18 protein-coding genes and 1 pseudogene are annotated in these 19,705 nt (G+C 62.8%); 5 read left to right on the forward strand and 14 right to left on the reverse strand.

Features of this window, described 5'->3' with window-relative positions:
• Positions 1-70: 70 nt before the first annotated feature.
• The 3 genes from ygfZ (at position 71) to NKH63_RS23420 (ending at position 3,766) form a co-directional block, all read left to right on the forward strand.
• Complete coding sequence (gene ygfZ, locus NKH63_RS23410) at positions 71-931, forward strand: CAF17-like 4Fe-4S cluster assembly/insertion protein YgfZ (RefSeq protein WP_352481845.1); 861 nt, start codon at positions 71-73, stop codon at positions 929-931.
• Entirely contained in the window at positions 931-1,563 is a 633-nt protein-coding gene (locus tag NKH63_RS23415; RefSeq protein WP_352481846.1) for a YfbR-like 5'-deoxynucleotidase, read from the forward strand. The genes ygfZ and NKH63_RS23415 overlap by 1 nt, the downstream gene beginning before the upstream one ends.
• A 64-nt stretch (positions 1,564-1,627) precedes the next feature.
• Positions 1,628-3,766: a putative bifunctional diguanylate cyclase/phosphodiesterase gene (locus tag NKH63_RS23420; RefSeq protein WP_352481847.1), complete on the forward strand. Its 2,139-nt coding sequence runs from the start codon at positions 1,628-1,630 to the stop codon at positions 3,764-3,766.
• A 91-nt stretch (positions 3,767-3,857) separates the two neighbouring features.
• On the opposite strand, the gene NKH63_RS23425 is transcribed toward NKH63_RS23420, so the two are convergent.
• The 11 genes and pseudogenes from NKH63_RS23425 to NKH63_RS31385 form a co-directional block, all read right to left on the reverse strand.
• A complete protein-coding gene (locus NKH63_RS23425) occupies positions 3,858-4,130 on the reverse strand; it encodes a DUF3303 domain-containing protein (RefSeq protein WP_023719871.1) in 273 nt (90 codons plus the stop codon).
• A 22-nt stretch (positions 4,131-4,152) separates the two neighbouring features.
• Positions 4,153-5,616, reverse strand: coding sequence for a RimK family ATP-grasp domain-containing protein (locus NKH63_RS23430; RefSeq protein WP_352481849.1), 1,464 nt, complete (start codon positions 5,614-5,616; stop codon positions 4,153-4,155).
• Positions 5,613-6,719, reverse strand: coding sequence for a peptidase C39 family protein (locus NKH63_RS23435; protein ID WP_023719873.1), 1,107 nt, complete (start codon positions 6,717-6,719; stop codon positions 5,613-5,615). Before NKH63_RS23435 ends, NKH63_RS23430 begins: the two co-directional genes overlap by 4 nt.
• Before the next feature lie 208 nt (positions 6,720-6,927).
• The gene (locus NKH63_RS23440) at positions 6,928-7,722 is read right to left on the reverse strand and encodes an anti-sigma factor family protein (RefSeq protein WP_352481851.1); all 795 of its coding nucleotides are present in this window, start codon (positions 7,720-7,722) and stop codon (positions 6,928-6,930) included.
• On the reverse strand, positions 7,719-8,237 hold the full coding sequence (locus NKH63_RS23445) for a sigma-70 family RNA polymerase sigma factor (protein ID WP_023719875.1): 519 nt from the start codon (positions 8,235-8,237) through the stop codon (positions 7,719-7,721). Before NKH63_RS23445 ends, NKH63_RS23440 begins: the two co-directional genes overlap by 4 nt.
• 153 nt (positions 8,238-8,390) lie before the next feature.
• Positions 8,391-11,114 (reverse strand): DUF2339 domain-containing protein, encoded by a 2,724-nt coding sequence (locus NKH63_RS23450; protein ID WP_352481852.1) that lies wholly within the window; start codon positions 11,112-11,114, stop codon positions 8,391-8,393.
• An 84-nt stretch (positions 11,115-11,198) separates the two neighbouring features.
• On the reverse strand, positions 11,199-11,375 hold the full coding sequence (locus NKH63_RS23455; RefSeq protein ID WP_023719877.1) for a PaaI family thioesterase: 177 nt from the start codon (positions 11,373-11,375) through the stop codon (positions 11,199-11,201).
• Between the two features lie 52 nt (positions 11,376-11,427).
• Positions 11,428-12,204: a DNA repair protein RecO gene (recO, locus tag NKH63_RS23460; RefSeq protein WP_023719878.1), complete on the reverse strand. Its 777-nt coding sequence runs from the start codon at positions 12,202-12,204 to the stop codon at positions 11,428-11,430.
• 115 nt (positions 12,205-12,319) lie between these two features.
• Positions 12,320-13,408, reverse strand: coding sequence for a porin (locus NKH63_RS23465; protein WP_352481853.1), 1,089 nt, complete (start codon positions 13,406-13,408; stop codon positions 12,320-12,322).
• Positions 13,409-13,612: 204 nt separating this feature from the next.
• Positions 13,613-14,251: an antitoxin Xre/MbcA/ParS-like domain-containing protein gene (locus NKH63_RS23470; RefSeq protein WP_352481854.1), complete on the reverse strand. Its 639-nt coding sequence runs from the start codon at positions 14,249-14,251 to the stop codon at positions 13,613-13,615.
• Positions 14,252-14,473: pseudogene (locus tag NKH63_RS31385) on the reverse strand (antitoxin Xre/MbcA/ParS-like domain-containing protein); the annotation flags it as partial.
• A gap of 349 nt (positions 14,474-14,822) precedes the next feature.
• Here NKH63_RS31385 and NKH63_RS23480 point away from each other — a divergent pair.
• Both NKH63_RS23480 and NKH63_RS23485 read left to right on the forward strand, forming a co-directional pair.
• Complete coding sequence (locus NKH63_RS23480) at positions 14,823-15,626, forward strand: CPBP family intramembrane glutamic endopeptidase (protein ID WP_352481856.1); 804 nt, start codon at positions 14,823-14,825, stop codon at positions 15,624-15,626.
• 107 nt (positions 15,627-15,733) lie between these two features.
• Positions 15,734-17,230: a winged helix-turn-helix domain-containing tetratricopeptide repeat protein gene (locus tag NKH63_RS23485; RefSeq protein ID WP_352481857.1), complete on the forward strand. Its 1,497-nt coding sequence runs from the start codon at positions 15,734-15,736 to the stop codon at positions 17,228-17,230.
• A 48-nt stretch (positions 17,231-17,278) separates the two neighbouring features.
• Here NKH63_RS23485 and era read toward each other — a convergent pair whose 3' ends face one another.
• From era to lepB, 3 genes are read right to left on the reverse strand one after another with little or no spacing between them, the layout of a single operon-like run.
• Positions 17,279-18,205 (reverse strand): GTPase Era, encoded by a 927-nt coding sequence (era, locus tag NKH63_RS23490; RefSeq protein WP_023719882.1) that lies wholly within the window; start codon positions 18,203-18,205, stop codon positions 17,279-17,281.
• The gene (gene rnc, locus NKH63_RS23495) at positions 18,202-18,927 is read right to left on the reverse strand and encodes a ribonuclease III (protein WP_031194250.1); all 726 of its coding nucleotides are present in this window, start codon (positions 18,925-18,927) and stop codon (positions 18,202-18,204) included. Before rnc ends, era begins: the two co-directional genes overlap by 4 nt.
• Positions 18,928-18,931: 4 nt before the next feature.
• Complete coding sequence (gene lepB / locus NKH63_RS23500; protein ID WP_023719884.1) at positions 18,932-19,681, reverse strand: signal peptidase I; 750 nt, start codon at positions 19,679-19,681, stop codon at positions 18,932-18,934.
• Positions 19,682-19,705 lie beyond the last annotated feature (24 nt).

Raw genomic sequence — 19,705 nt, forward strand, 5'->3', positions numbered from 1 at the left:
CTTGCGGGGGAAGTGCCAGCGGCTTACGTAATGGCCGACAGTTTTGCAAGATCAGGCTCGTTTTCCCACCATGCCCTTTGCCTCGCTCAGAGATCGCGCACTCGTTTCCGTGTCCGGGCCGGATGCCGCGCACTTTTTGCAGAACATCCTGACTACCGACCTCGACGTGCTCGGGAGCAGCGAAGCAAAGCCCGGCGCCCTGCTGACGCCGCAAGGCAAGATCCTTTTCGACTTCTTGATCTCGCGCGCCGGCGAAAATGCTTTCCGCCTCGAATGCCGTGCCGAGACCGCTGACGATTTCATGCGCCGGCTGACGCTCTACAAGTTGCGCGCCAAAGTCCAAATCGCCAAGCTAGATCACCCGGTTGTGACCGTCCTATGGGAAAGCGCTTCAACTGCCTCGCAATTTGAATCGGCACCGTTTGCTGATGCGCGGTTCGTCGATGCTATCGTCAAGCGCTTCTATGATGGCACCGCAGAAGGAGGCGACCTTGCCGCATGGCAAGCCTTTCGCATCGCCCATGGCATTGCCGAAAGCGGCAGCGACTATCAGCTCGGCGATGCGTTTCCGCATGACGTGCTGCTCGACGAGATCGGCGGCGTCGGCTTCAAGAAGGGCTGCTATGTCGGCCAGGAGGTCGTCTCGCGCATGCAGCATCGCGGCACTGCCAGACGCCGGGTGTTGATCGTCTCGGCCGAACGCTCCCTGCCCGCCTCGGGCGCAGAGTTGACCGTGGAGGGGCGGCCGGTCGGCACGCTTGGCTCGACCGCCGGCACGACAGGCCTCGCCATTGCCCGCATCGACCGGGTCAAGGCAGCGTTCGACGCCGGCCTGCCGATCCTGGCTGACGATGTCGCCGTGTCGCTCACCATCCCGCCCTGGGCGAAATTCAGCTTTCCGCAGGAAGCCGTCGGCGCGGAGGAGGCCTGATGGCGGCCGATCGCGCCGGGGCGCCGCCGCGCGCCTGGCAGCGCATGCTGTCCGGGCGACGGCTCGATCTCCTCGACCCCTCGCCGCTCGACATCGAGATCTCGGATATCGCTCACGGCCTTGCCCGCGTCGCGCGCTGGAACGGCCAGACCAGAGGCGAGCACGCCTTTTCGGTCGCCCAGCATTCGCTGCTCGTCGAAACGCTTGTCGGCGAGCTGATGCCGGATGCCGACGCCGATGCGCGGTTGGCGGCGCTGCTGCACGACGCGCCGGAATATGTCATCGGCGACATGATCTCGCCGTTCAAGTCCGTGATGGGCGGCAGCTACAGGGACTGCGAGATCAGGCTGCAGCGCGCCATCCATCTGCGCTTTTCGCTGCCAGCGGAACTCGACGCGGGACTGCGCAAGGAGATCAAGCGAGCGGATCAGATCGCCGCTTATTTCGAAGCGACGCTGCTTGCGGGTTTTTCAACGGCAGAGGCGACGGAGTTCTTCGGCCGGCCGCGCGGCTTCAATGCCGAGCGCTTCGATGTCACGCCGCGCTCGGTGACCTGGGCGCAGAATGCCTTTGTCAAACGGTTTGCGGCGATCGAGAAGTCGCGACGCCAGACTGCCGTTCCAGCCGGCTGAAAACGGTAAATTAACCGGCAAGGACAAGAGTGCCGTGGTTAACCACGGTCCATAGGCGCGCTACATGCCCGTTGCCGGTATCAAGGCAGGTTCGTCCGTCCGCCGACGACGGGTCAAAGGCGTTGGTCTGCCGCAACGGATTGAAGACGAACTGCGCGAACAGAACGAGCGTTTTTCGGCAGCGGTCGAGAACATGTCGCATGGCCTGTGCATGTTCGATGCCGATGAACGGATGATCATCTGCAATAGGAACTACATCAGCATCTTTCGCCTCGACGCCGAAGTGGTACGGCCCGGCATCCGGTTTTTCGACATCCTCCAGCACAGCGTGGACATCGGCATCGCCTCGCAAAGCGCTGAGCAACTCTATGCCATTCGCAAGCCCTATATCGACCAGGCAAAACCTTCCACCTATGAGGAAACGCTTGCAGACGGGCGTATCGTCAACATTTCGCACCGGCCGCTGGCGTCGGGCGGTTGGGTATCGATCTACGAGGATATCACCGAGCAACGGCGCGCCGAGCAGGAGTTGAAGGAGCAGCACCGCCGTTTCGACGCGGCACTTGCCAACATGTCGCAAGGACTTTTGATGTACGACGCGGACGGCAAGCTGATCGTGCGCAACGAACGTTTTCTGGAACTTTACCATGTCAGGCCGGCCGACCTCCCGCTTGGCATGAGCCACCGTGATGCCTTTAAGCGGCTGCTGGAACTGGGCATTTACACAAAGCTCGACCCCGACAGCGAAATTTCGCAAATCGAAGCCTGCCTGCGGGCGGGCAAAACACACGTAACGCATCGCCATCTTGCCGATGGCAGAACGCTGCTGGTTGCACGCCGGCCGATGAGCGGCGGCGGCTGGGTCGCGACATTCGACGACGTGACCGAGCGCAGGCGCGTGGAAGAGCGCATGACCCACCTTGCGCATCACGACACACTGACCAACCTGCCCAATCGCTCGATGCTTCGCGAACGGCTCGACCAAGCCCTTAGCGAGACGAAAGACGGATCGCTGGCGATATTCTCGCTCGACCTCGATCACTTCAAGGCGGTCAACGATACTTGGGGCCACCCTTCCGGCGACTGGCTGCTGAAATGCGTGGCCGAACGGCTGCAACGGTGCCTGCGCAATGAAACGGACGTTGTCGCTCGCTTCGGCGGCGACGAATTCGTCATAATCCAGTTCAATCTCAAAAGCCCGGGCGATGCGGAAAAACTGGCCAAACGCATCGTCGAGATCATCGGAAAGCCGTTTCGCGACAAGCGACACGACATGCGCGTCGGCATCAGTGTTGGCATCGCGCTGTTTCCGAATGACGGCAAGGACACCGACACTTTGCTGAAAAACGCCGATATGGCGCTCTATCGGGCAAAGAGCGAAGGGCGCAACCTCTACCGTTTCTTCGAACCAGCCATGGATGCGATGGTGCGCGCGCGCCGGGCGCTCGAAATCGATCTCAGGGCGGCGCTGTCGCGCCGGGAATTCGAGCTGGATTTCCAGCCGATCATGAACATCGCCTCCGGCGAAATCGTCGGTGCCGAAGCCTTGATGCGCTGGCGTTCGCCAGTGCGCGGCCTGGTGCGTCCGGACGACTTCATTCCGGCCGCCGAGGAGACCGGGCTGATCGTGCCGCTTGGAGAATGGGCGCTGCGGAAAGCCTGCACGACCGCGGCAGGCTGGGCGCCTTTGCGCATCGCAGTCAATGTCTCCGCCGTGCAGATCAAAAGCGGCACCTTTGCCCGCAGCGTCATCTCGGCGCTGGCGTTCTCGGGCGTGCCGGCCAACCGGCTTGAACTGGAAATCACCGAAACGGTGCTGATGGACGAGAGCGATCTGGTGCTCAAGACACTGAGGCAGCTGCGCGATCTGGGTGTCCGCATAGCGCTGGACGATTTCGGCACCGGCTATTCCTCGCTCGGCTACCTCAGGCGCTTTCCCGTCGACAAGATCAAGATCGATCGCTCTTTCACCCGTGACATCGACAGTCGCGATACCGCGGCGATCGTGCGCACCATCATCGGGCTTGGCGCACAGCTGGGCATCACCGTCACCGCCGAGGGTGTCGAGACCGAAGCGCAGCTTGAATTCCTGCAAAAGGAGGGCTGCGTCGAGGCCCAGGGCTATTTGATCGGCGTGCCATCGAAAGCGTCGGACATCAACCGGCTGCTGAAGTCGAACGCGACGATCAGGCAATCCGGCTAAGTGCGACAGCCGGGCGAGCCAGTCATCGGCTCAGCCTGGACATCTGCCATCAATACAATGTCTGGATATACCTCGTCGAAGCGCGCGCAGGTCAGAGATGTCCGCTCAACGCCTCCACCATATCCTTGTTCGTCGCCACGGGAACGATCTCGAATTCGACCAGATCCGCCCATTCGATGACCCACCGCTGCAGGAGTGTGACGTCATCGGCCTCCACCAGCAGGAAGCAGCGGCTCATATCCGCTGCGATCCAGCTGTGGTGCACGAGCAGCGCGTCCGGCTTCAGGCGGCCCTGGTCGCGGAAACGGCGGTAGATCTCCTTACGGTCGCAGCCGCGAAAATCCTCGGTTACGAAGAACAGCATCTTTTTCCCCTCAATTCGGATGTCATCGGCCCGGCCGGTCCAATCGCTCCAGGAACCACTGCGTCAGCCGCACCCAGACCTCGTCTTTTTCGCCGGAGTCTTCCCAGCCGTGGTCGAGGTTGGGGTTATCGTTGACCTCGATGACGAAGACGCCGTCGCTGGTCTCCTTGAGGTCGACCCCGTAGAGGCCGTCGCCGATGCAGCGCGCCGCGCTCACCGCCGTCTCGACGACATGGGCCGGCGCTTCCTTCAGGGTGAAGGTCTTGATGCCGCCCTGGTCGGGCTTGCCGTTGGCCTTATGATTGACGATCTGCCAATGCTTCTTGGCCATCAGATAATGGACGGCAAACAAGGGTTGGCCGCCGAGGACACCGACGCGCCAATCATATTCCGTCGGAATGAATTTTTGCGCGATCAGGAGGTCGGAATCCTCCAGCCATTCGGTTGCGAGCGTCTTTAACTCTTCGAAGGTGCCGCATTTCTTGACGCCGCGCGAAAACGAGGAGTCCGGGATCTTCAGCACCAGGGGGAAGCCCAGCGTCTGCGCCGCAACTTCCAGATCCGAGATGCCGGCTATCATCACCGTCGGCGGCACCGGTACCTTGTTGTAGGTCATCAGCTCGTTGAGATAGACCTTATTGGTGCAGCGGATCATCGACAGCGGATCGTCGATGACCGGCATACCTTCCTGCTGGGCGCGGCGGGCAAAGCGGTAGGTGTGGTTGGAGATCGAGGTGGTCTCGCGGATGAACAGCGCGTCGTAGTTGGCGAGCTTGGCCAGATCCCGCTTGGTGATCGGCTCGATTTCGACGCCCATCTTTTCAGCGATCTTGGCCCAGTGGCGCAGCGACGAAATCTCCGACGGCGGCAGTTCCTCATGCGGATCGACCAGCGTGGCGAAAGTGTAGCGCGCCGGCGTGCGGCCCTTGGTGTCACGCCACTCGCGGTTGGTGTAGGTCTCCAGGCACTGGAGAAAGTGCGTTTCCTCGTCCTCGGTCATCCTGGCCAGGGGATGGAAGCCAATCTTGCGGATCGAGGCCCATTCGGCGCTGTCCCTGATGTGGACCTCAAGCGCCGGGGCACGGAACCAGTCGAACAGCAGTTTGGCGAAGCGGTCCCAGATCCTGGACGGTCCGATGCCGAAGAAGATGCAGACCTTCTGCGGGAAAGCGCCGCCCAGGTCCTTGCGGCACTTGTTGAGTGCGAGTTCGAGTTCCGGCAACGCGTGCTCATAGAGCTTGCGCTCCGACAGGTCGATCATCGTTTCGACCGTCGGGATGACCTTATGGCCGCGCGAACCGGCGAGCAGCGAGGCGTAATAGCCGCGGCTCTGGTAGCCGTAATTGTTCGACAGGTTGATGACCTTCGGCCGCTGCCCGCGAAACAGTGCCGGATGGGCAAGGTAGTCGCGATTGGTGATGATCTTGTGCGGCGTCGCCACTTGGTCGAGATCGTTCTGCCGGCCGGTAAGGATGACCCAGGTCATTGGCTGTCGCGCTTTCCGAGAGTGATGGCGGCGCGCAATCCGTCGCGGCCGAATTGCGCCATGTTCATGAAGATGCCGTAAGGCACGGGAATGTTGGCAGCATCGAGGATCGTCTCCTGCCGCTCGTCCTCGACCCAAGGGTCGTGGATCAGGATGTGATCGCCGTCGTCACCGATGGCCAATACCCAGTGCGGAACCTTTTTGCCGAACATCAGGAAGCCGCTGATCAGGACCAGTACCAGTTTTCCCTCTGCGATCGCGGTGCGAATGTCGTCAAGCCCGAATGAACGGTAATTCACCGGGATGCCGTAAAGTTCCGCGCGGCGGCGAAAGTCGACCTGCGCCAGCTCCATCACCCGGCGCTTGTCTTCGCTGCGCACCGATTGCAGGAAAAGCGCGCCATAGAAGGACACATAGATCTCAGCAGCAAGCCCGCTCTCATAGCCGGCGACGGCCAGCCCGAACGGCTCGCAGCCGCCGGGGCCGGACATCATGAAAACAGTCGTCGCCTCACGCCACAGCCGGATTTCCATCACCGGGTCCGGCACGAAGCCGGGGCCGAAGTAAGCCATCGCCATCATCAGGCAGCATGGTCCGCAAGTGAATTCGCAAGTCTGCTGATAAAACGGCACTTCGGTGGCGACCGGAATGTCGCCACGCAAGGTCTTTTCATAGCGCAGCGCCGTGGCGCCATCCTCGTAATAGTCCGGTTCGCGGCCGATCTTGCGGTAGCCGCTCCGCTCGTAGATCTGGATCGCGCGCGGGTTGTCCTCGCGGACTTCCAAACGAAGCATCATGCGGCCGTGCTCGAAAGCAGCGGTCTCGGCCTCTTCCAGCAGAAGGCGGCCAACGCCACGGCCGCCGAAAAATGGACCGACGGCGATCGAATAGAGCCGCGCGACGCCGCTGCCCTTGCGAAACAGCACGACTGCATAGCCGGCGACGCGGCCATCGCTTTCGCCAACCAGCAGTTCGGCGGTGTCGCGTTCGATCAGTTGGCGAAAGGAACGGCGAGAAATGCGGTCGCTCGAGAAAACAGCTTTTTCGATGGCGGCGAGGTCATCGACGTCGGACGCGCGGGCCTTGCGAATCTCGGCAGGCATGCGGGCTCAGAAAACCTCGATTGGGTTGTGGAAACGACCCTAGTCTAAACATCGGTCACACCAGCCGAAGTGCCAGCATTAAGCAAGCGCTATCGCACCTCGATTAGGGCCGAATTGTGACAGTTTTGACAGCAGGCAGGTCGCGCAAAGGCTTTGAGCGACCTCCGTGTTTCGGCATCGGCGCGGCTCCGGAAAAATGAGATCCTGCTCAGCTTTGCAAGGCCGCCAGAAGCTGGCCATAGGCGCTCTTGGCCACCGCGGCCAGCCGCTCGCGCGGCAGCGAGCCGACGACGGCGCAGCCATAACCCTTGTCCAGCCAGTAGACAGCCGCAGGACCATCTTCTTCCGACCCATAGGTGCCCTTGGCCTTGGCAGCCGATTCGGCGGTGACGAAGAGCGAAATGCGCGCGCCCTTGTCGTCCTCGTAAAGCAGCATCGCGGCCTTGCCCTGGCCGGCAGGCAGCAGCCGGCCACCGACCAGTTGGAATCCCTGCGCTGCCAGATCCGGCGCGACGAGCTTCAAACCCACCTGGTTCGACAACCAGCTCTGCAAATGATCCTTGTCGCTTGCCGGCACTTCCACCGCATGCCGCTTTTCGGCGGCATAGATGACGTGGGCGGCGATCGCTTCTTCGGCAAGCTGGTCCTCGGCCGTATTTTCCAGGCCGAGGCCGCCGATGCCGGCAAGATAGCCGCCAGCACCGCCAATCACCAGCATGGCGGCAGCGGCGACCGCAAGCCACCAACGCGAGCGCGACGGCGCCGCTCTGACCACCGACGCCTCGCCAAGCACCACCTTGTTCAGCCGCACCGGTACGGGTTCGTCCAGCACGCCGTTAAAGGCTGCGCGCAATGCTGCCCGGTCGGCGGCGTAGCGTGCACTCTTGGCCTTCATCTCGGCATTGGCCTCGAGCCATGCCTCATAGGCCGTCCGCTCGTCGCCCGGCAACTCGCCATCGAGAGCCATGTGGATGTCGCGTTCGGAGAAATCGCGCCGGCTCATTTCTCGACGATCCTTATCGAGCGGCGGCGCGCGGTATCATCCAGCAGCGCGCGCAGTTCCTCACGCCCGCGCGCGATGCGGGACATCAAGGTGCCGGCGGGAACCCCAAGGATGTTGGCGGCTTCGGCATAGGAAAACCCTTCGATGGCGACCATCACAAGTGCCGCGCGCCGGTCAGGGCTGATCGCCTGCAGCGCGTCGACGATCTCGCGCGAGGCGATGCTCTCGACCTGCTCGGCGGGTGCTGCCTGCGCCTCGCTTGCCTCGAGCGGCAGCATCGCCGCCTCGCCGCGCCGGTTCACCTTGCGCATCTGGTCGATGAACAAATGATGCATGATCGTAAACAGCCACCTCCTGGGGCTTTCTCCTGTCTGCCAATTGTCGAGCCGCACAAGCGCCCGCTCGAGACAATCCTGGACGAGATCGTCGGCGGAATCGCGGTCGCGCAACAGCGAGCGTGCATAGCGGCGCAAACGCGGTATTTCACCAAGGATTGCTGCCTTCTTTTCGTCCATGACCGCTGGTTCTGGAGCCCCTGTCCGTGGTGATTGAACGCGCCTTTGCGGCGCGGCGCAAGCGGCCAGCGCGAAGCGGTCCGCCGCCCCGGTCACCCAAGCAACTGAATAACGCTGCCGATGCCAGCTTTATTCCCGGCCAAATTGAAATCGTCAGCTATTGCTCGTCTCGAGCTTTTCTTTCGCCGCCCTTGTCAGCAGCCGCTGATAAAACAAGCCGATGCCGATGAGCACCGCGCCGAGGCCGATGAAGGATAGCGCCCGCAACACGCCTTCCAACTCCGACATATCGAAGACGAAGACCTTGAGCACGGCGACCGCGATCAGCGCCGCAGACGCTATGCGCAGCACCTGCGACTTCAGCCAGACACCGGCGGTGAGCAGCACCACGCCGATGGCCAACCAGAGCGCCGAATAGGTATAGGTCTCGAGCTGGCCGAGGCCGCTCCACAGGCCGATGAACTCGCCCTTGAACAGCCTCCTGACCGACAGCGTGGCATAGACGAAGGCGAGCACCGCCGCCACAACCGCAAGCATGGCCGCATACCATTTCGGCCGCTTGTCGCGAGTATAGAGCGCCAGTGCGCCTGTCGCGACTGCCGGCAACAGATAGGCCAGGAACAGAAGGTTGAACACCGGAATGCCGCCGGTCGATTCATCCGTCAGCAGCGGGTTCAGCACCACAAAATGCCGGATGACGATGAAGGCGACCGAGAGCACCCCGGCAGCCATCGAGCCGTAACGCAGCACAGAGCTTGGCGAGCGCATGTCGATGGCGACCAGGATTGCACCGGCGCCGATGGCGATCAGCGTATAAATCGCCTGTTCGGCAAGTGTCATCGAGCCGCTGTCGATGACGCCACCATGCATGGCATGACGCACCAGCATGGCAACGGCGAGCAGAGCAAACAGCGCGGCGCCGGCCTCCATGGCGAGGCGCGGCCGGCCATTGGTTGTGCGGGCGAGTTGCCAGGCGGCAAAGCCGAAGGCGAGCGCCGGCACGCCATATCCGAGCAGCAGCCAGTTGAACACGGGTGTTTTCGACAGGAACTCGGCACCGACGATGGTCGGGTCGAAGGCGGCACGGCCGAGCACTGCGATCACCGCACCGACCGAAATCCAGCCAAGCACCGGATAGCTACGCCAGCGCGTCGCCAGTGCCGGCACAACGGCGGCTGCTCCGAGCAGGACGGTTGTCCAGCCGGAGCCAAAGGCCATGTGCAGCATCAGCAGGCCGGCGATCGCCGCGCCGGCGAGCGCGAAGGAGACGGCAGCGCCGCCGGTCAGCGGCGGCGCTTCGCCGCGCGCTATCCATTCGCCGCCGGCGACGAAGATCCCGACCAAAACGGCCGCTGCGGCCGCATAAGCAAGGTCACGATCGAGATTGCCGAAGGTGAACCAGAGCGCCAGCAGGATGACCAGTGGCGCGACAGCGCTCCAGGCCGCCCATGTGGCGGCGCGCAGCCAGCCAGGAGCCGCAAAACGGCGCGCTGCCCAAAAGCCGGCGCCGATGAAGACCAGGCCCAGCGCGATGCCGATCCTGAGCATCAAGGCATCAGACGCCACAACCGGCACGCCATCGACACCGAGAGCGCCGCCCGAAAAATCGGCGGCGACCGTGGTCGGCGGAATGATGCCGAGATAGACCAGCACCGTCGCCAGCCCGGCGGCGTGCAGCAGTGCAAGCGCTCGCGGCCGGTAGAGCGCTATCGCCACCAGGGCTACGATAAGGGCTGCTCCCTGCAAGGCATCGCCGGCGGCGGCAAAGACCGGATCGACGAACAGGGCCAGCGCTGAAAGAGCGACGAAGAACCCCGGCGCGATCGACGGCCAGTCGAAGCCGGTGTCGGCGACCGCTTCGCTGCGACGGCCAAGCCAGACGAAGGCGAGCACGGCCAGTGTCACCGCGTCGATAAAGAGGATGACGGAAAGGTTCGTCCCCGGCGCTTCGGTCATGTAGAAGATGGTCCAGATGCCCGTGGCGACGAAGGCTGCGGCCATCAAGAGCCTCCAGTCGCGGATGCGGGCAATGACGCCGGTGGCGGCGAGCACGATCGCCAGATAGCCAAACAGCGCCCACGGATTGGGCGCCTGCGAGGCGACGAGTAGCGGCGTCACCATGGCGCCGAGCAGGCCGACGCCGGCCAGCGCCTGACCGTGGACCAGGCTTGCCGCGATCGTCGCCACCCCGATGGCGCCGAGCAGCGTGAAAGCGAGCGCCGGGCCGATGAAACCGTAAATGCTGTACGCGGCGTAGACGGTGCCGAACAGGATGAAAGCGCCGGCCGCCGTCAGGATCGCCGGGATATAGGCACCGGCGGCACCTTGCACCGGGACCTTGAAGCCGGTGCGCCGGATGAACTCGCCGCCGCCGACCAGCGCCAGCCCAAGTGCCGCCGCCATGAAAAGCCGCACGCCTGGCCCGAAAATGCCGGCCTCGATCGTGTAGCGGATCAGGAACAGGCCGCCCAGCGCCAGCGCGATGCCGCCGACCCAGACCGCCCAGCGGGTACCGAGCGCCGTTTCGACGTCGGATTGGCGGGCGGCTTTCGCCGCTGCCGCCGGTTGCGCCGGCTCCGGTGCGGACGGCGCCGCGGTATCGGCTTCTGCCTCTGCAGCTGATGCGACCGCTGCGGTCTCGGCCCCTGGCGATGCGGCCATGTCGGCTGCCGCCGCCGGCGGGATTGCGCCATCCGCCGGTTTGCTGTCGTTTGCAGCCGGTTCCTTGGCTTGCGGCGGCAGGACAGGCGCGCCCGAAAGCACGAGGCTGCGCAACGCGCCAAGCTCGCGCTCGATCAGGCCGATACGGCTCTGCTGGCGTGAAATGATGACGAACAGCGCGATGATGGCGACGAGGCCAATCAGGCTTTCAAACATGGCGGTTCCCCCAAACCAGGCCAGTCGTCACTGACATTCAATGTTCAGTGACATTCAAATGCGGCGGCCAGACTGCCGGTCCATTCAACGTGCCGCCAGATTGGCCGCCGGAAAGATCGAGCACGTTTCGGTGCCGAAAGCCAGCAGCTTGCCGTTGGCATCCTTCAGCGCCGCTTCCGAAACCGCCAGCGTGCGGCCCTTGTGCACCACTTTGCCCTCGCACACCACCTCGCCGGTCCCTGGTGTGATCGGCCGCGTCAAATAATGTCGAGGCCAAGCGGCGAAACCCGGCCGGGGTAGAGTTCCACTTCGCTCACCTGATGGCTTCGCCGACGGCGGTTTCCCCGGCGATTGCCTTGCCGCCCGCATAATGCTTGCGCAAGGCGGCGAGGAAGCCGGCGCGGGCGCCGGGTGGTTCGATACCGCGCGGCTCGTAGACATGGCGGGTCAAAAAGAAGCCGGTCAGCCGGAAGGCGTCGTCGATCGCCGCCGGATCGGCGCGCAGGCCCGAACCGCGCTGCAGGAAGGCAGGCAGCGCCAGCATCTTGTCGCGCCACGGCGCGCCCGCCGCCCGCGACACGGCGCGGCCGGATTTCGGCGAGACGTAGGCAAGATCCTGCCTGGTGCCGGTCGCCGCACACTGGCTGAGATCGAGGCCGAAACCGAGTTCGTCGAGAACCAGCAGCTCGAAGCGGGCCACCAGCTCGCCGGCGGCATCGGCATCGTCGAGATGGGCGATCATGACCGCGAGCGTCTCATAGAGACCGCGATGGGCATCGCGCTCGGGCAGAAGACGCAAATGCGCGGCCATCGTCTGCAAGCCGTAAACGGCAACGGCGCTGTCCATCAGCCGGGCGGCGTTCATTTCGATGGCCTCGGCCTGGAAGGTGCCGAGATGTTCGTCGAGCCGCGCCCGCCACAACAGGTCGACGCGGTTGCCGGGCTGCAAGACCGGCTGCTGCTTGCGCGAACGGCCGCCGCGCACGAGACCGAGATGGCGGCCATGCGCACGTGTCATCACCTCGAGAATGGCGCTGGTTTCGCCATGCTTGCGGGTGCCGAGAATGATTCCCTCGTCGCGCCATTCCATGACCAGAGCTTGTCACCGGTTCGATGGCGAAATCAAGATGAGCGACTTATCCGCCGCCAAACCAAACGGCCCGTAGCGTATCGCTACGGGCCGTTTTTGCGAGATCGTCGTTTGATCAGAACGAGCGCTGGAAGCGGAAGATGCCGCCGATTGCGTCGGCATCGTCGGCATCGAAATTGTCGTAATAATCGACTTCGGCGGTGATCGTGTAACCAGGAACGATGGTGTAGGCGACGTTGGCCGCAACGGCGAAGTCTTTGTCGTCGGTATAGGAGACCTGGGCGTTCAAAGAGGTCTTCTTGTTGACGGCATAGCTGCCGCCGCCCCAGACGGCAAAGTTGCCAGTCCACGGCTTGTAGAAGTTCTTTGCGACGTTGTCGTCGCTGCCGTAGCCCGCCATCACGAACAGGGTCAGGTCAGTAATCGGCTTGACGTCGAGGCGAGCTTTGCCGGCCCATTCTTCCGACGTGCTGTTATAGGCGCCGACGGCGGTGATCGCACCCCAGTCACCCTTGTATTTCACGCCGCCGACGACAAACGGAACGTAGCTGTCGATCGACTGGTCAGCGCCGGAGCCTGTTTCGACCGAGGCGACTGCCGTAAAGCCGTTACCGCCGTCGAAATAGTAACTGATCAGGTTGGTGTCCTTGGTGCCGTACGGGATGATGGTGTCCTGGACGACGTTGCCGGCGTAGCCGATGAACGAATCATAGACAGTTTCATCCTTGCCGACGCGGAAACCTCCAAGCTGGATCCAGGCGAAGTTCAGGGTAACCGCCTTGTTGTCCTGCACGCTGAAATCAACACCGCTCACGGTGTGTTTGGTATTGCCGAAGTTGAAACGGGTCTCGGTGTAGGTCTTCAACGTGCCGAGCTCGGTTTCCTGGCCGGTCCACGTCTTCAAATTGAAGCGGGCATTCTTGTTCCAGGTCTGCTGTTCGTCACCGTCCATAAGGTCGTGGGTCGTCGCGCCGTCGAAAACGCGGCCACCGTCGCCGAAGCTGGCGTCATAGCGGACATAGCCGCCGATGCGCAGGCAGGTTTCGGTGCCGGGGATATAGAAGTAGCCGGCGCCGTAGACGTCGCAGATCTTGACGTATTCAGCGGGTTCCGGCTCGGCGACCACAACAGCGTCGGCGGCGCGCGCGCCGGAGACCGCGACGAATGCCGCGGCTGAGCCGAGAAGAAGGCTCTTGATATTCATTTTCTGACCTCTCCAGTCAAAGTTAAAAATGGCTTTGGATTCATGGGTTGAACGGCTGAACGCCTCACCCACGTCGAAAAAGGCGCGCACCGCACCCCCTCTTCAGGCGGCGAACATACTCATCCGCATTCCAGTCTCAATGACGATTCCAAAAATAATCAATGTTTGCATAACAGAAGAAATCCATGTTGCACAAATATCACTTCATATTTTCTTCACGTTTGCTTCCGGCACAAACGAGACATTGTCACAATTGTACGAAACTATACTTATTCCATTAGCCGGCAAACCGGTCATAGTCCGGTTGACATTCCTTTTACGTGTTATTTTTTGGAATAGACTTCTAACGTTGGCGGCGAAAATCAAGCCAACTTCGCCATCGCTGCGTTGTGCGGCAAGAACGACTTCCGCCACCAGATCCTGTTTGAGCATTTCAATGGGAATACGTCCGGCATGGCCGGGCGCGGGGCCGACCAGCCACGACCAGGCACGCCGCGGATCGGGCATCGCGGATAACACTTCGTTGATACCCGGAGCCGGCCTGCCGTCGACGAACTGCGCCAGAGGAAATACATGTTTGCGGCCACCGGTGCGCAACGCAACGACCGTGCCGCTCCGCTGCCAGCGATGCAGGGTCGAGCGCGATATGCCGAGATTTTCCTGCAGGAAGGTCGACCCGGCGACCCGACCGGCCCAGTCCTCGACCCGCATCGCGTCGAGGTCGCCCGTTCCGGCCAGGGGTTGGATGTCTGCCCCTTGGCCTTCGTGCGCCGTCGACAGAGGCGTCCGGGTACGGCGTTCAGTCGCTTCGGCCGCCAATATCCGCACGAACCGCGACGCCATGCCGGGCAATCTTTCCTGCATGGTGTCGATCGCCCTGATGTCGGTCGGCGCAAGCAGGGCGACGGCGGCGGCAACGGCCCCGGCGACCCTGCCCGCTGCGACGACCGCATCGCTGTTCGTCACCTTGCCTTGCCGCGCCAGCACGCGCTCGATCTCAACAGCGACGGCGTTTGCAAACTCGATCTGACGGATGGGGTCGATGCGATTCCAAGTCCCGGTCATGTCCTAATCTGGCTGTTTGCCCGCCTGTTCCGGTTTGCTCGGAAGCGGGTCTTTCGCACAGCCTATAGGCAGGGTGTATGACGGAGAGACGACAAACGGGAACCACGCACGGTCGCAGTGTCGGCAGGTGCTCCAGCCGATCTAACTGACCGATTTTGCATGAAATATCGGAAATTTCTCAGAACCCGCTCAGGATTTCGGGTCGCGCCGGTGCCAATAAGAAACGGGTCGACCGACGTGGTCCACGCATAGCCTTCCCGGAATGATTCGGCCGGCTGTTCAAGATGCAAGTCGACCGATTGGGCAGCCCGGCGACCTCTCATTGTCATCTGCCCGTGAGAGGACCGACATGACTTCTTTCCTGCACCTGGTGCGACAGCATCAGTTGGCTGCCTTCTTTTCGTTGGCGCTTGCCCTGAGCTGGTTTGCCTTCATCCCGTTCTACCTGTCGAATGGCGATACCATTCCCTGGTTTACCTTCGGCCCGATGGTCTCCGGATTCGTTGTCGCAGCCCTTTCCGGAGGCTGGGCTTCGGTCAAGGCCATTCTCGCTTCCGTGGTGAAGTGGCGGGTATCTCCGCTGTGGTATCTGGTGGCATTCGGCCTGCCATTCGGCACGCAGCTTGCCTCGATCCTGGTCAATCCGCTGTTCGGCTCGGCGACGCCGGTCTGGAGCAACATTCCTGCTGTCACTGAGATACTGCCGATCATCGCGCTGTATGCGGTCTTCAGCGGCCCGCTTGGCGAAGAGCCGGGATGGCGCGGCTTTGCGACACCGCGTCTGCTAGCCAGCCATTCGGCGCTGGCCGGAAGCCTGATCCTCGGCGCGATCTGGGCAATCTGGCATTTTCCGCTCGGCCTGGTCGGCGATCTCAGCGTCTACGGCACGATCAACGTCGTGCTGGCGGCAGTGGTGTTCACCTGGCTCTATCAGAACACCGGCAGTGTGCTTCTCGCCATTCTCATGCATGTCACTCATCAGAACAGCGTACGCTTCCTGGGCAAGGTGTTCATCGACGCCGACTATGTCCAGCAGCAATGGATCGGTGTTGCGATCTGGGCGGTGGCTGCGATCGCCATCGTTGCCCTCTACGGCACCGAGAGCTTCGTCCGCAGGTCGGCAACGCAGCCCGCCCTCGCTGGCACCGTCTAATTTGCGGCGCGCAAATCCAAAGCGCCGCTTTCGGCGGCGACAGACCTTGACCCAGCCCTCCAGCCGTAGGCCAATACAGGCACGGCTTCAGGGAGCGGGCCGTTTCGATGCCGGGTTCGGCCACTGACCAGGTTTTTCAGTTTGGCGGTTTCACCCTCGATCTGGGCAAAGGTACGCTCGGCCGGGCCGAACAGCCGGCCTTCCTGCGGCCGAAAGCCTACGCATTGCTGACGCATCTCGCCCGCCATATCGGCCGTGTGGTGCCGAAGTCGGAATTGATGGACGCGGTCTGGCCGGGTGTTTTCGTCACCGAGGATTCGCTGACGCAGTCGATTCGCGAGATCCGCAAGGTGCTCGGCGAGGAAACGATACGGACCATATCGAAGCGCGGCTACATGCTGATCCCTGAAATCGAACCGGTGCCCGAACCCGGCGCACAGCCGATCGTGGCGGTGCTCAGGTTCCGCAATGACAGCGCCGATCCGGCCGACGAAGCGATCGTCGACGGTATTGCCGAAGACATTATCAACGGCCTCGCCCGCTTCGACACGCTGACGGTCCTGGCGCGCAATTCGAGCTTCTCGTTTGCCTCATATTCGCCCAGTGAATGGCCTGTCGTGCGTTCGCGCATCGGCGCCGATTATCTCATCGAGGGTTCGGTGCGCCGGCACGCAGACAGCATCGTCTGTGCGGTCAATCTCGTTGACGCAGCCAGCGCTTCCCAGCTCTGGGGGGATCGCTACCAGGCCGATTACGCCGGGCTGTCCGCCATCCAGCAGGAGATCGTCGAAAAGATCGTCGGCCGGCTGGTGGTTCGGGTGAACAATGCCGGCCTGCAACGTGCCTCGCGGCAGCCGGTAGCCAGCCTCGCCGCCCATGAACTGGTGCTGCGCGGCGTCGCTTTGCTGCGCGATCCGGCGCAAAGCGAACTGAAAGAAGCGGCAGCGTTTTTCGAAGCGGCGATCGTCAGAGACCCGGCCTATGGCCTCGCTTACACCTATCTGGCGCTGTCGCATGTGCTTAACAGCGAATTCGGACCCACCAGCGACGCCGTTCTGACGAAGGCCCGCGACCTGGCCGACCGGGGCATCGCATTGTCGCCGGACCAGGCAACGGCACACCGCATCCAGTCGCTGGTACGGCTCAATATGCGTGAGCACGAGGCGGCCGAGCTACATTTGCGCATCGCGCTCGAGCTCAATCCGGGCGACGCGGACTGTATCGAGCAGAGGGGGCATCTGTTGACGATGCGCTGCCGGCCGCTCGACGCGCTCGCCTGGCTGGCACGCGCCATCCGCATCAACCCGCTGGACCCTCATTGGTATCAGTACGATCGCGCGCTCGCGCTATACATGCTGGGCGAATACCGCACGGCTGCCGAGGCGCTGGAGCTGGCGACGCGACCGAGGCCATGGATCCGCACCCGGCTTGCCGCCTGTTACGCTCAGCTGGGCGAGATGCAGGCGGCAAGGCGCCAGGCTGCGCTGATCAGCGCCGACGGCTCCAATCTCTCGCCGCTCGACTATGCAAGAACGGGCATCCCCTTCGAAAACGCCTCCGATGCCGAACATCTTGCCGACGGCGTGTCGCTGGCACTTGGGTAATCCTGAGGCGGCGGCCAACAGGCCGCTCGGCGGATCGCCCAAACAGGCTCAGTGCGGAAATTCGAGCCCCATTTCACGGTAGCGCTCGGGATCGTCGCCCCAGTTCTCGCGCACTTTGACGAACAGGAAGAGGTGCACCTTCTGCTCGAGTATGCCTGATATTTCCATGCGCGCGGCCTGGCCGATGGCGCGGATCGTCTCGCCCTTATGACCGAGCACGATCTTCTTCTGGCTGTCGCGCTCGACATAGATGGTCTGGTCGATGCGCACCGAGCCGTCCTTCTTCTCTTCCCATTTCTCGGTCTCGATGTGGGAGGAATAGGGCAGTTCCTGATGCAGCCTGAGATAGAGCTTTTCGCGGGTGATCTCGGCCGCGAGTTGGCGCATCGGCAGGTCAGAGATCTGGTCTTCCGGGTAGTACCAAGGTCCGGCCGGCAAGGTCTCGGCGAGATAGTCGAGCAGGTCCTTGCAGCCGGACCCGGTCAGCGCCGAAACCATGAAGGTGCGCTTGAACGGCACCCTTTCGTTGGCTGCCGCCGACAATGCCAGCAACGTCTCGTGCTTGACCCGATCGACCTTGTTGAGGATCAACACCATCGGCTGCCGGACATCCTTCAGCCGCTCGAGGATGGCGTCGGCATCGCCCCGGATGCCGCGCTCGGCATCGATCAAGAGCAGCACGATATCGGCGTCCTTGGCACCGCCCCAGGCTGTGGTCACCATCGCGGTGTCCAGCCGGCGCTTCGGCTTGAATATGCCCGGCGTGTCGACGAAGACGATCTGCGCGTTGTTGTGGGTGGCAATGCCGCGCACGATGGCGCGCGTGGTCTGCACCTTGTGCGTCACGATCGATACCTTGGCGCCGACCAATTGGTTGACCAGCGTCGATTTCCCGGCATTGGGCGCGCCGATCAGCGCGACGAAGCCGGAGCGGGTAGCGGGAGCTTCTGTTGCCGGAGCTTCGGTGGCGGTCATGCGGCACTCCCTTGATTGAGCCAGACGCCTTCCCGCTGCAGAAGTGCCGCGGCTGCCGCCTGCTCTGCCTCGCGCTTGGAGCGCCCGCTGCCGGTCGCTGGCGGATAGGCGCCGACCTTGACGCTGACGGTGAACAGCGGATCGTGGTCCGGTCCCTCGCGGCTGTCGATTATGTAAACCGGCACCGCGCCTGCCGCCTGATGCGCCCATTCCTGAAGTTCGGTCTTCGCATCGCGGCGGGCGGCGTCGATGGCTTGTGAGCGCGGTTGCCAGTACCTGTGGATGAAGGCACGGGCCGCTTCCAACCCGCCGTCGAGATAGAGCACGGCGATGAGCGATTCCAGTGCGTCGGCGCGCAGATTGACGCGCTTGCGCCCATCGAGGCCGCGTACGTCCGAACCGGCGCGAATGAGTTCCGGCAGGCCGATCTCCTCGGCGATTTCCGCCAGGGCCTCGGCGTTGACCAGGGCGTTCAATCTGAGCGACAGCTCACCCTCGGCAGCGTCGGGAAATGCCGCCAGCAGCATATCGGCAACGACAAGGCCGAGAACGCGGTCGCCCAGGAATTCGAAGCGTTCGTAGTCGATGCCGGCATGACTGCCGCGAGCGCTGGCATGGGTCAGCGCCCGCTGCAGGCGTTGGTGGTCGCCAAAACTGTGGCCGGTGCGCTCCTTGAGCGCCTCGGCGAGCGCATCAGCGGTCAGCCGTTTTGTCGCCGCCATGGTCCTAATTGACGAAATGGAACAGGCGCGAGGCGCGCATCTGCGACGGCCATTTCCAGATTTCGAGCGGGCTGGCGCTGCCGCCGATCGAGAAGAAGATGAGGTTGGCGCGGCCGACCAAATTCTCTTCCGGCACGAAGCCGACGGTGAAGCGGCTGTCGGACGAGTTGTCGCGATTGTCGCCCATCATGAAATAGTGACCGGGCGGCACCTTGAACTCTTTGGTGTTGTCGCCGATCGAAGCCTGTGTCAGGTCGAGCGTGTCGTAGGTGACGCCGTTCGGCAGCGTCTCGCGATAGACATCGACCGGCCCGTTCTCCTCGGTGATGTCGTGGTTGTCGATCTGCCCGACCTTGACGCGTGGCACAGCGACGTCGTTGATGAAGAGCTGGCCATCCTTGACCTGGATCTTGTCGCCCGGCAGGCCGACGACGCGCTTGATGTAGTCGACGGAAGGGTCCGGCGGAAACTTGAACACCACCACGTCGCCGCGCTTCGGCTCGGAGCCCCAGATGCGGCCCGAAAAGATGTTCGGCCCGAACGGCAGCGAGTAGCGGGAGAAGCCGTAAGACCATTTGGTGACGAAGAGATAGTCGCCTTCGAGCAAAGTCGGCCGCATCGAACCGGACGGGATCGAGAACGGCTGGAACAGGAGCGTGCGGATGACCAGCGCAAGCAGCAGGGCCTGGACGATGACGCTGACGGTTTCGCCAAGTCCGCCGGATTTCTTCTGGGTTTTTTCAGCCACGCTCATGTCGTCCTCGATTGTGCGTTGGAT

The organism is Mesorhizobium sp. M0960 (genome assembly GCF_040319055.1).
In the GTDB taxonomy this organism is placed as follows: Bacteria; Pseudomonadota; Alphaproteobacteria; order Rhizobiales; family Rhizobiaceae; genus Mesorhizobium.